General features: G+C 50.9%; 11 protein-coding genes (1 of these 11 running past the window's edge). 9 read left to right on the plus strand and 2 right to left on the minus strand.

Annotated features, from left to right (window positions below; genetic code table 11):
• Positions 1-168: 168 nt before the first annotated feature.
• The 8 genes from HP435_RS01630 to HP435_RS01665 all read left to right on the plus strand — a co-directional run bounded on the left by HP435_RS01630 (position 169) and on the right by HP435_RS01665 (position 6,599).
• A complete protein-coding gene (locus HP435_RS01630) occupies positions 169-1,020 on the plus strand; it encodes an energy-coupling factor transporter ATPase (protein ID WP_122966798.1) in 852 nt (283 codons plus the stop codon).
• Complete coding sequence (locus HP435_RS01635) at positions 996-1,868, plus strand: energy-coupling factor transporter ATPase (RefSeq protein WP_173599893.1); 873 nt, start codon at positions 996-998, stop codon at positions 1,866-1,868. The genes HP435_RS01630 and HP435_RS01635 overlap by 25 nt, the downstream gene beginning before the upstream one ends.
• A gap of 2 nt (positions 1,869-1,870) precedes the next feature.
• Entirely contained in the window at positions 1,871-2,668 is a 798-nt protein-coding gene (locus HP435_RS01640) for an energy-coupling factor transporter transmembrane component T family protein (protein WP_122966796.1), read from the plus strand.
• The gene (truA, locus tag HP435_RS01645; RefSeq protein WP_173599894.1) at positions 2,665-3,399 is read left to right on the plus strand and encodes a tRNA pseudouridine(38-40) synthase TruA; all 735 of its coding nucleotides are present in this window, start codon (positions 2,665-2,667) and stop codon (positions 3,397-3,399) included. Before HP435_RS01640 ends, truA begins: the two co-directional genes overlap by 4 nt.
• 252 nt (positions 3,400-3,651) lie before the next feature.
• Entirely contained in the window at positions 3,652-4,089 is a 438-nt protein-coding gene (gene rplM, locus HP435_RS01650; RefSeq protein ID WP_005828789.1) for a 50S ribosomal protein L13, read from the plus strand.
• Positions 4,090-4,109: 20 nt separating this feature from the next.
• A complete protein-coding gene (gene rpsI, locus HP435_RS01655; RefSeq protein WP_005828788.1) occupies positions 4,110-4,502 on the plus strand; it encodes a 30S ribosomal protein S9 in 393 nt (130 codons plus the stop codon).
• Positions 4,503-4,667: 165 nt separating this feature from the next.
• Positions 4,668-5,384 carry an N-acetylmuramoyl-L-alanine amidase CwlD gene (gene cwlD, locus HP435_RS01660; protein ID WP_267901874.1) on the plus strand — a complete coding sequence of 239 codons (717 nt, stop codon included), beginning with the start codon at positions 4,668-4,670 and terminating at the stop codon, positions 5,382-5,384.
• Positions 5,385-5,495: 111 nt separating this feature from the next.
• Complete coding sequence (locus HP435_RS01665) at positions 5,496-6,599, plus strand: P-loop NTPase (RefSeq protein WP_122966794.1); 1,104 nt, start codon at positions 5,496-5,498, stop codon at positions 6,597-6,599.
• A gap of 54 nt (positions 6,600-6,653) precedes the next feature.
• Here HP435_RS01665 and gerD read toward each other — a convergent pair whose 3' ends face one another.
• Positions 6,654-7,286, minus strand: a complete 633-nt coding sequence (gene gerD / locus HP435_RS01670) for a spore germination lipoprotein GerD (protein WP_122966793.1) — start codon at positions 7,284-7,286, stop codon at positions 6,654-6,656.
• Positions 7,287-7,411: 125 nt separating this feature from the next.
• Between gerD and HP435_RS01675 the strand changes: the two genes are divergently transcribed.
• Positions 7,412-7,999: a KinB-signaling pathway activation protein gene (locus HP435_RS01675; protein WP_122966792.1), complete on the plus strand. Its 588-nt coding sequence runs from the start codon at positions 7,412-7,414 to the stop codon at positions 7,997-7,999.
• Between the two features lie 53 nt (positions 8,000-8,052).
• Here HP435_RS01675 and pdaB read toward each other — a convergent pair whose 3' ends face one another.
• Positions 8,053-8,422, minus strand: the final stretch of a protein-coding gene (gene pdaB / locus HP435_RS01680) for a polysaccharide deacetylase family sporulation protein PdaB (RefSeq protein ID WP_122966791.1). It continues 401 nt past the right edge of the window; only the last 370 of its 771 coding nucleotides appear in the window; its start codon lies off the right edge, out of view; the stop codon is at positions 8,053-8,055.

Consider the following 8,422-nt stretch of genomic DNA (forward strand, 5'->3'; position numbering starts at 1 on the left):
TTGGTCGTTTGACATTGGGAGCGAGACACAACCTCGGCACCGGTGGTAATTGACCGTGAAAAGGGTGGGGGCAGATCTGGTCATAGGCTGGACTCTGATTCAACCCTTTTTTTCTTTCTGTCTGGAGAAATCCTGCTGGTCTGTTGAAGGCTGGGGAGGAAACACCTCATGAATGAAGAGAGCCTGCTGGCACTGCAAGATGTTTCGTATTCCTACGATGGAGAGAATGGCAGTCACGTTCTTGTATTGAAGGATGTCGATCTGACCATTCAAAAAGGTTCCTTTGTGTCCGTACTGGGCCATAACGGTTCCGGCAAGTCTACGATGGCGAAGCTGATGAACGCCTTATTGCTTCCTGAAGGCGGGAGGGTGCTTGTCGCTGGCATGGATACTGCCAAGGGAGAGATGGTCTGGGAGATACGCCGTCATGTAGGCATGGTCTTCCAAAACCCTGACAATCAGATTGTCGGGGCTACCGTGGAGGATGATGTCGCCTTCGGGCTTGAAAACATGGGGGTTGATCCCGAGCAGATGCGGCAGCGTATTGATGAGGCATTGGCTTCGGTAGGGATGGAGGCGTACTTGCTGGCACAGCCGCACCGCTTGTCAGGGGGACAAAAGCAGCGCGTGGCGATTGCCGGAATCATGGCAATGCGGCCATCGGTCATCATTTTGGATGAAGCGACAGCTATGCTGGACCCCCAGGGCAGACAGGAAGTGCTGCAACTGGTGAAGACCTTGAATCGTGACGAAGGGATTACCATCATCAATATTACGCATTTCCCGGATGAAGCGATCTACTCAGACCGGGTCGTCGTGATGAATGCCGGAGAAGTTCTGATGGAAGGAACGCCTGAAGAGGTGTTTAATCAGGTCGAGCGTTTGAAGAAAGTCGGACTGGATGTTCCATTCGCTGTCCGGATTCGGCATGTGCTGGCTTCCAAAGGAATTGATCTCCCGTTTGTACTGCACCAAGAGGAGCTGGTGGAGCACGTATGCAGATTACTTTTGACCAGGTAAGCCATGTTTACGGAAAAGGAACACCGTTTGAGCGTATAGCCTTGCACGACATCTCGTTTACGATTCCATCGGGGGCTTTTGTAGGGATTATCGGGCAAACAGGCTCCGGCAAGTCGACATTGATCCAGCATTTGAACGGCTTGCTTTTGCCAAGCGCCGGGAAAATAACCTTGGGTGACACGGTAATCACCGCGAAGCAGCGATTGCCGCATGAGCAAAGGCGGGATATCGGTCTTGTTTTCCAGTACCCGGAACATCAATTGTTTGAGGAAACGGTAGCGAAGGATGTTGCCTTTGGGCCTTCAAACTTTGAATTGCCGGAAGCGATGGTGGATGCCAGGGTGCGGGAAGCTCTTGAGATCGTTGGTCTGGATTACGAAAAAGTCAAGGATCGCTCCCCGTTTCACATGAGCGGAGGGCAAATGCGGCGTGTAGCGCTGGCGGGTGTTCTGGCCATGCAGCCGAAAGTTCTCGTTTTGGACGAGCCGACAGCCGGTTTGGACCCAGAAGGGCGCAATTTGATCCTCGAAGCGATCTACCGCATTCATCAGGAGCAGAAGCTGACGACGCTCCTGGTCACTCACAGCATGGAAGAGGCGGCGAGGTATGCCGACTATATGCTCGTGCTGGCGCAGGGAAAAGTGGCTTTGCAGGGCAAGCCGGATGAAGTCTTCATGCAGGCAGAACGACTCCGCGAGCTGGCTATGGATGTGCCTGAGACGGTTGCGTTTGTGTCGAGGCTGAACCAGATGCTGCCGGACAAGGAAGGTCTGCCGAACTCCGTCTATCGGGAAGAAGAGTTGATTGCCCATCTGCTGGAACGTCTTTCCGTACCAAAGGAGGGCTAGGCATGCTGCAAAATATAGCCATTGGTCAATACGTACCTGGGCATTCCTTTTTACATCGCGCTGATCCGCGAAGCAAACTGCTCTTTATTATTCTTTTTGCCACGTTAGTCTTTTTGGCTAACAATGCGTTAACGTACGCAGTATTGATCGCTTTTACGCTGTATGCCGGACTGCTGTCCAGGCTCTCGCTTGGCTATATTCTGAAAAGCTTGAAGCCTGTCTGGATACTGATCGTGTTCACCATCGTCCTGCACATTTTCATGACCAAAGGCGGTACCGTCTACTTCCAGTGGGGCTGGTTTACTGTGGAGGAACGCGGGGTGCAGCAAGCAATCTTCATTTCCTTCCGTCTTGGGTTGCTGGTGATCATCAGCTCTTTGCTGACGCTGACCACCTCGCCCATCGATTTGACGGAGGGGCTTGAACGTCTGCTTGGCCCATTTGCCCGGATTGGCGTCCCTGTGCACGATATTGCCCTGATGATGTCGATTGCGATCCGTTTCATACCTACCTTGATGGAAGAGACGGACAAAATCATCAAGGCGCAGACTGCCAGAGGAGCCAACTTTACGAGTGGCAGCCTGATAAAACGCGCGCAGAATCTGATTCCGATTGCGATTCCGCTGTTCGTCAGCGCGTTTCGCCGGGCAGAGGATCTTGCTCTCGCTATGGAAGCCAGAGGATATCGCGGAGGTGTCGGACGGACCCGGTTGCACAAGCTTGCCTTTTCCTGGCGAGATGCAGGAATGGCCGTTGCAGGCGTCTTGCTGGCGATTACGATTGGATGGTGGCGAGCATGAGACGGCTGCGCTGTGTTTTAGGATACGACGGAACAGACTTCAGCGGCTTTCAGGTGCAGCCAGACCAGGTGACGGTGCAAGGGGAGATTGAAGCGGCGTTGACGAGAATTACGGGGGAATCGATCCAGATTCACGGTTCAGGACGAACGGATGCAGGCGTGCATGCACGCGGCCAGGTGATTCATTTTGATACGGACAGTCATATTCCTTTGGATAAATGGCGATTCGTGCTGAATAACCAGTTGCCTGATGCTATCGTGATCCGCTCTGTGGAAGAGGTGGCAGAGTCCTTTCACGCCCGTTTTGACGTGCAGGTGAAGGAGTATCGGTATTGCATCGACAACAACCCTGCGCCGGATGTGTTTCGTCATCGCTATGCGGATCATATTCGTTTTCCGCTGGACGTTGCGGCCATGCAGCAAGCTGCCTGTCATTTGGTAGGAGAACATGACTTTACGTCATTTTGCTCAGCCAAAACGTTTGTCGAGGACAAGGTCCGCACGATTTACAGCCTGACAGTAGAGCGCAGCGGCGGCGAAGTATGGGTAACGTGCCGGGGCAATGGCTTTTTGTACAACATGGTGCGCATTATTGTGGGCACCTTGGTGGAAGTCGGGCAGGGCAAACGCCATCCCGATGAACTCAAAAAGATTCTTGCCGCACGCGATCGGGAAATGGCAGGGAAGACAGCGCCAGCCAAAGGTTTGACGATGTGGGAAGTCGTCTATTAACAGACAGATTTCCAACTATTAGACCAAGTGGAGGCACTTGACTACGAGACTGCGATGTAGTACGATATTCCTTGGTATTTTAACCCCGCCTAGCCCCACTCTAGCCCCGGGATTGAAAGACAAGATCGTGATTAATGGAACACCTGGAAGAGTTGCTCACCCGTAACAGCAATTATCTTCCATTGCAAGTTTCGGTTGTTTTGGTTATAAGTAGATGGACATGTAAAGGTAAGATATTTAGGAGGGACAAAAATGCGTACCACATATATGGCGAAACCGCTCGAAGTTGAGCGCAAATGGTACATCGTTGACGCAGAAGGCCAAACGCTGGGCCGTCTGGCAAGCGAAGTAGCTTCTATCCTGCGCGGCAAATTGAAACCTGAATTCACTCCTCACGTTGACGCTGGCGATTTCGTAATCGTAATCAACGCTGACAAAGTGAAACTGACAGGTAACAAGCTGCAAGACAAAATTTACTACACTCACTCCCTGTATCCAGGTGGTTTGAAAAAGACTACTGCTGGCGACATGCTGAACAAAAAACCAGCTCGTATGTTCGAACTGGCGGTAAAAGGTATGCTGCCTAAAAACAGCTTGGGACGTCAAATGTTCACTAAGCTGAAAGTTTACGCTGGTACTGAGCATCCACATGCAGCACAAAAACCAGAAGTTTGGCAAATTCGCGGTTAAGGTAAAGGGAGGAAATATACGTGGCACAAGTACAATACTACGGTACAGGTCGTCGTAAGCACTCCGTAGCACGTGTTCGCCTGGTTCCAGGTGAAGGTCGCATCGTGATCAACAAACGTGAAATGGATACTTACTTTGGTTTGGAAACACTGAAATTGATCGTAAAACAACCACTCGTTCTGACTGAGACTCTTGGTCGTTACGATGTACTGGTTAACGTAAACGGCGGCGGAACAACTGGCCAAGCTGGTGCAATCCGTCACGGCGTTGCTCGCGCTCTGCTGAAAGCAGATCCAGAACTGCGCGGCGCTCTGAAACGCGCTGGCTTCCTGACTCGCGACCCACGCATGAAAGAACGTAAAAAATACGGCTTGAAAGCTGCTCGTCGCGCACCTCAGTTCTCCAAACGTTAATTTTTGTTTGGCAAGGCTCTCGAACCTTTTTGGTTCGGGAGCTTTTTTGCATTTTGTCCCAGCGCATGATCAGCCTTTTGGTTCCAGGCTACTGACCTACGGAATATTTGTCCATGTTTGTCCATATGATGAAACGAGAGAATGGGACAAAGGGGACGATACGCCGTGACACGAAAAGGGGTAGGCTGGATACTGGCTTTCGCTTTACTGGTGGTGTTGTTCACCTACGAATCGCCGGACCGTTCGTCGTGGACGGCATGGTCATTGCCGTTGACCGGAACCGTTATTGCCATCGACCCGGGACACGGGGGCAAAGATGGCGGGGCTACGTCCAGTTCAGGCGATGTGGTGGAAAAAGAGGTGACGCTGGCAATCAGTATGTACTTGCGCGATTTTCTCCAGCAGTCAGGTGCATTTGTCATCATGACAAGGGAGGAAGACAAGGATCTCGCTTCACCGGAAGCTGATCGGGCCAAAAAAAGAAAGTCGGAAGATATCCGTAACCGGGTGAAACTGGTGAACGACAGCTCTCCCGATTTTCTGGTCAGCATCCATGTAAATTCGATTCCTTCGCCCAAGTGGTCGGGTGCGCAAACTTTTTACTCGCCGACTTTCAAAAAAAGCGGAGAGGTATCGTACCTGATTCAGGATGAAATCAAACGGGTGCTGGGCAATACCGATCGTGTTCCAAGCAAGACGAACAACGTGTTTTTGATTCGCGAGGTAAACTGCCCCGCTGTATTGGTCGAGGTTGGGTTTGTCAGCAATACGGAAGAGGCAAAACGGCTGCAGAGCACGGAGTACCAAAAAGCCATGGCGAATGCGATTTACCAGGGGATTTTGCGGCAGTATTCCGGAGAAAAAGCGCCAATTGCACCTTGAGCGGGCGGCGACTGTGTGCCGCTCGTCTGAATGTGCTATAATGAACGCGCAAACTACCTTGTAAGAACGGTATGAAATCAATTGCCAAGACTATAGATGAGGTGAACAAGCATGTTGACCAGAGAACAAATTTTGGAAGCGCTGCGCGATGTAAAAGACCCTGAGATCAATCGCAGCCTGGTCGAGTTGAACATGATCAGAGACATACGTGTTGAAGGCGCTACAGTTAGCCTGACAGTCGTATTGACGATCTCCGGCTGTCCTCTCAAGGCCAAGATCGAAGACGACGTCATAGGGGCTGTTAAAGCGCTTGGAGCGGAGGAAGTACGTGTCCAGTTTGGCTCGATGACGGACGAGGAGCGTGCGGCTCTCAGCGCCCAGCTCCGCAATACTCAGGGAGGTCAAACCCACAACATGACGCCGGGACAAGCACCTCTGCTCAATCCGATTTTGGCCAAGGATTCGAACACGACCTTCATCGCGATTACTTCCGGTAAAGGCGGAGTTGGAAAATCGACAGTGACGGTCAACCTGGCAGTCGCGCTTGCTCGCCTGGGGAACAAAGTCGGGATTATCGACGCTGACATCTACGGCTTCAGCGTGCCTGACATGATGAACATCGACCAGCGTCCAACCGTTATCGGAGAAACAATCCTTCCGGTAGAAAAGCAAAATGTGAAGGTCATGTCCATGGGCTTCTTCGTAGAGGACAACTCGCCGATCATTTGGCGTGGACCGATGCTCGGCAAAATGCTGCGCAACTTCTTTACGGAAGTTCACTGGGGCGAAGAGCTGGACTACTTGCTGCTGGACTTGCCGCCAGGAACGGGTGACATGGCTTTGGATGTGCACACGATGATTCCGCAGAGCATGGAGATCGTTGTGACGACCCCACACGCTACGGCAGCCTTTGTAGCGGCGCGTGCCGGTGCGATGGCAAAGCGGACGGGACACGAGATTCTTGGCATCGTGGAGAACATGGCGTGGTACGAGGCGAAAGATGGTTCCAAAGAATACGTATTTGGACGCGGTGGCGGAGCGAAGCTGGCGGAGACACTGACTACCGAGCTGTTGGCGCAAATTCCGCTGGGACAACCTGAGAATCATCCGTCCGAACCAGATTACTCTCCATCTGTTTATCGCGAGGACAGCGCAATCGGGCAGCTGTATATGGATATGGCGAAACGCGTTATGGCAAAATGTGAACAGCAGTAAGCACAAAAGACAGGAAAAAGGTGGGCCCGCCCTTCGGGAGCTCACCTTTTTTTGTTAGGAAGAGGAGTCGCCAGAATCTCCACCGCTATCCCCGCCGCTTTTGCCTTTTTTCTTCGGTTTCAGTTCTTTCGGTTTGGTCATGTCTTCGGAGACTTTGGTCATTAGCTTCATCAACTCGGCTTGAAACAGCGGGCTTTGCAAAGACTCCTTCATGACCTGCATCGTTTGTTGGCGGTAAGCTGCGCTTTTCATCAAGTCCATGAGGTTTTTTTCGAACTCAGGGTCTTTCATTACGCTGATAAGCTGCTTTTGGTACTCGGGGTCTTTCATCAAGTCCTTCATCAAAGTTTTTTGCTCATCCTTCATCGATTTGGCCAAGGTGCTGGCGAATTTCGGATCTTTGAAGGCTTCCTTGATGTGGGGGCTGTTCGGATTGGTCATGCTTTGTATCAACGTGGTTCGAACAGTGGACTCGTCAATCATCAGGTTTTGCTTGAACTTCTCATCTTTCATCATTTTGCCAACAGATTGTTTGGCTTCGTCAGTCTGCAATATGTCCAGCACCATGTCTTTGACACTCTTATAATCAGGCTGAGACGAACTTTGCGCTTGTCCGCCGCTTGAGCAACTGGAAAGGACCAGACAGACAAATGCGGATAGCCAAAAAGACAATGCCTTCTTTCTCATGGGGTGGACACCTCCTTCTTTACTCTGCCTAAGAGTAACGTGCGCATTTTGTTTTGTTCTTACGCTAGTATTTTCTTGTATCCATTGGTACAATCATATTCGATGTGGAATGGAGGGAATGTTTGGTGAGTTTGCGAAAGTATGGCTGGCTCTTTGTCACCACGTTGCTCTTGGGTGGATTGGGCGGAGTCCTGGTCGCCTTTATTTTTGACTTGGACAAGCTGTTGGAAGGCAGCGCGGGCAACTTTTTTGTCGGCACGCTGATGTATCTTTTGTACGGGATGACCATTAGCATTGTGGCCCAAATGGGTTTTTTCGCCTATATGACGATTAATTATTTTGCCAAAACGATTTTCAAAACGCCGTCCATGTGGAAGAGCGTTCAAGTGTTTTTGATCCTCTTTGTCTTTTTTGATATGATTTACCTCCGTTACACGTCGCTTGGCGAAGGAAAAGGAATCGGGACATACTTTATCGAGCCGATCCTGCTCTTGATCGTTGCTTTGGCTACCGCTTACGGAAAAGTGAAGCTGACGAACAGAACGGCATGGATTCCCACGATGTTTTTCATGTTTGTGGTGACGTCACTGGAATGGATTCCAGCCTTGAAGGAAGACAACGTGCATGCGACCTTGTCCATGCTGGTTCCGTTGCTTTTTTGCAACGTATGGCAAGTGATGCATCTGCACCGCCTGGTAAAAAGAGAAAGCTGACCTCATCGAACATGAGTCAGCTTTTTTGCTTTTTGTAGGGAGTAGTCTGGCGCTCAGTTGATTTCTTTACTCTGGATATTGGTGCCGGCGATCAGTTCGGACACCGTGACAAATTCGTATCCTTGCTTGCGCAGCTGGTCAATGATGATAGGGAGGGCAAGGTGTGTTTCCTTGGCCGAGTCACTGGCGTGCAGCAGGACGATATCGCCCGGATGTGCTTTCGACAGGACGTTTTGAACAATGACATCCTTTTTCGGCTCGATCCAGTCTTTGGAGTCTGTATCCCATTGAACGACCGTGTAACCCAAACGGTTGGCGATTTCCAGAACCCGTTTATCAAAATCACCGTTTGGCATGCGCAAAAGCGTCGGCTTTTTCCCCGTCATCTCGGTCAGGATGGAATCGGCTTTGGTAATTTGCGTG

Source organism: Brevibacillus sp. HD3.3A, from assembly GCF_013284375.2.
GTDB lineage: Bacteria > Bacillota > Bacilli > Brevibacillales > Brevibacillaceae > Brevibacillus > Brevibacillus parabrevis.

Excerpts from the sequence above, each read along its gene's own strand:
- HP435_RS01630 (WP_122966798.1), top strand. The coding sequence starts at position 169 with ATGAATGAAGAGAGCCTGCTGGCACTGCAAGATGTTTCGTATTCCTAC.
- HP435_RS01635 (WP_173599893.1), top strand. The coding sequence starts at position 996 with ATGCAGATTACTTTTGACCAGGTAAGCCATGTTTACGGAAAAGGAACA.
- HP435_RS01640 (WP_122966796.1), top strand. The coding sequence starts at position 1,871 with ATGCTGCAAAATATAGCCATTGGTCAATACGTACCTGGGCATTCCTTT.
- truA (WP_173599894.1), top strand. The coding sequence starts at position 2,665 with ATGAGACGGCTGCGCTGTGTTTTAGGATACGACGGAACAGACTTCAGC.
- rplM (WP_005828789.1), top strand. The coding sequence starts at position 3,652 with ATGCGTACCACATATATGGCGAAACCGCTCGAAGTTGAGCGCAAATGG.
- HP435_RS01665 (WP_122966794.1), top strand. The coding sequence starts at position 5,496 with ATGTTGACCAGAGAACAAATTTTGGAAGCGCTGCGCGATGTAAAAGAC.
- gerD (WP_122966793.1), bottom strand. The coding sequence starts at position 7,286 with ATGAGAAAGAAGGCATTGTCTTTTTGGCTATCCGCATTTGTCTGTCTG.